This window comes from Cesiribacter andamanensis AMV16 (genome assembly GCF_000348925.1).
Taxonomy (GTDB): domain Bacteria; phylum Bacteroidota; class Bacteroidia; order Cytophagales; family Cyclobacteriaceae; genus Cesiribacter; species Cesiribacter andamanensis.
The window spans coordinates 1-1,871 of sequence record NZ_AODQ01000229.1 but is presented as its reverse complement, the minus strand read 5'-3'; the positions used below and the strand labels follow the sequence as shown (position 1 = coordinate 1,871).

The following is a 1,871-nucleotide window of genomic DNA, read 5'->3' as shown; positions in this document are numbered from 1 at the left end:
ATGTGCAGAAAGCTAACCGGCCACCAGGGGGTAGATCCACTGTGACATCAGCTGCAGACCCTCGCCATCGGTCTGAATCAGCTCGCTAAACACCAGGCCGGCGGGCGAGGCCAGCGCAAAAATGCCCAGAAAAAGCAGCGCCAGCCAGCGCCGGCCCAGCTGGTGCAGCAGCACCGACATCAGGGCAAAAGCTGCCGGCGCCTTGTGCAGCACTATGCCTGCCAAAAGGGTATCGGTCTGGTGGGGGTGGCCCTGGCCCGAAGGGTGGATCAGCAGTGTGCCTTCCAGAAACGCATGCAGGCAGAGGGCCAGCAGCAGCGTAAGGGGGGTAAAGGCCCCATGGTGATGGTGGTGGTTGGAGCCGGCGCCATGCAGGTGGCCATGCTCAATGCCGCCCGAGAGGTATTCCAGAAAAAGCTGCAGAAAAAAGCCGGCCAGCACCAGCATGCCCACCCGGCTGCTGTTGGTGGCATGGCTCATGAGCTCGGGCATCAGGTGCACCACCGTAATGGCAAAAAGATAAGAGCCGGCAAATACCAGCAGCAGCTTGTACACCCGTTCCTTGAGCACCGGCACCCACAGCACCGCCAGGCCGCCCAGCATGGCCGTAATAAACAAGATCAGGCTATAGTTTAGCACCGGGATTGATCGGGTTGGTTCTGCAATACAAAGATCATTCTGTCGGATTGGTCTTCCACATAGGGGTCCAGGGCATAGTTGCCAAAGGTTTCTACCAGTTTAAGGCCGGCCACCTTAAAATACTGAAGAAAATTCTGGTAGGTAATGGCCTTTACCCGCTCCTGAAAATGGTGCTGCTCCCCCCCGTCGCTAAAGCGGATGTCTTTTACAATAAAGCCATCGCCGCTCAGGTGGCGGGTAATGTGAAATTCGATGCCTTCTACCTGCCGCACCTCTTCGGGTACCAGTGTATTAAGCACATGATAGGGATTGAGAAAATCCAGCAGCAGCTTGCCATCAGGGGTCAGGCCCCTGGCGGCAGCGCATACGGCGCGCTGGTTGTCCAGGTCGGCCGCAAAATAGCCGAAGGAGGTAAACAGGTTCAGGATAAAATCAAAGGCACCCTCCCGGTACACCTGCCGCATGTCATGCACATCAAAATGCAGACGCTCGTTGGCATAGCGGCGGGCATAGCGAATGTTCTGCTCGCTCAGATCCAGGCCGGTCACATTAAAGCCCAGCTGGTTGAGGTAAATACTGTGGCGGCCTTTGCCACAGGCCAGGTCCTGCAAGCTATGGGCAGGGCTGAAGCCAAAATACGCTACCAGATTATTGATAAAAAACCGGGCTTCGTCCTGATCCCGGTGCTTGTACAGGATATGGTAATAGGGAGAGTTAAACCACTCGCCGAACCATTCTTTGGTAGTTGGCATTCGCGCTATTTGTAACAACTTTGCAAAAATAGAAAGACCGGAAAGATTTTTGTCCTTTCCGGTCGATAAATATCGGTGTGATAACATTGAGCTAAAGGCTATAAGTTCCTGCCCCGGCAGAAGCCTCCTGCTGAAGCAGGGGTGCGAACTACCCCTGTGCCTTAGGGGAGTAACAACTGTTATTCCTTGCTTTCTACCAGCCTGATCTGCTCGGAAAGGCCCGGAGAGGCCCAGGTTTGCAACGCGCCCGTGGCATCACTGTAGATAAAGTAAGCCTGCAAGTCTTTTTCCCGCTCCAGCACTTCCCGCGCTTTTTCCAGCCCCATCACCATAAAGGCGGTGGCATAGGCATCGGCCGTCATGCAATCGGCGGCAAATACCGAGGCACTCAGCAGGCTGTGCCGCACGGGCCGGCCGGTTATGGGGCTGATGGTATGGGAGTATTTAATGCCCCCCTGCTCAATTGCGGTAATTGCCCGA

General features: G+C 55.5%; 3 protein-coding genes. All 3 read right to left on the bottom strand.

The window, feature by feature from the left end; genetic code table 11:
- Positions 1-12: 12 nt before the first annotated feature.
- Positions 13-639, bottom strand: coding sequence for a ZIP family metal transporter (locus ADICEAN_RS20680; protein WP_009197625.1), 627 nt, complete (start codon positions 637-639; stop codon positions 13-15).
- Positions 633-1,391 (bottom strand): class I SAM-dependent methyltransferase, encoded by a 759-nt coding sequence (locus ADICEAN_RS20675; protein WP_009197624.1) that lies wholly within the window; start codon positions 1,389-1,391, stop codon positions 633-635. The genes ADICEAN_RS20680 and ADICEAN_RS20675 overlap by 7 nt, the downstream gene beginning before the upstream one ends.
- A gap of 179 nt (positions 1,392-1,570) precedes the next feature.
- Positions 1,571-1,871, bottom strand: a 301-nt coding sequence (locus ADICEAN_RS20670; protein WP_040398691.1) for an FAD:protein FMN transferase, incomplete at its 5' end; no start/stop codon positions are given.

Excerpts from the sequence above, each read along its gene's own strand:
- ADICEAN_RS20675 (WP_009197624.1), bottom strand. The coding sequence starts at position 1,391 with ATGCCAACTACCAAAGAATGGTTCGGCGAGTGGTTTAACTCTCCCTAT.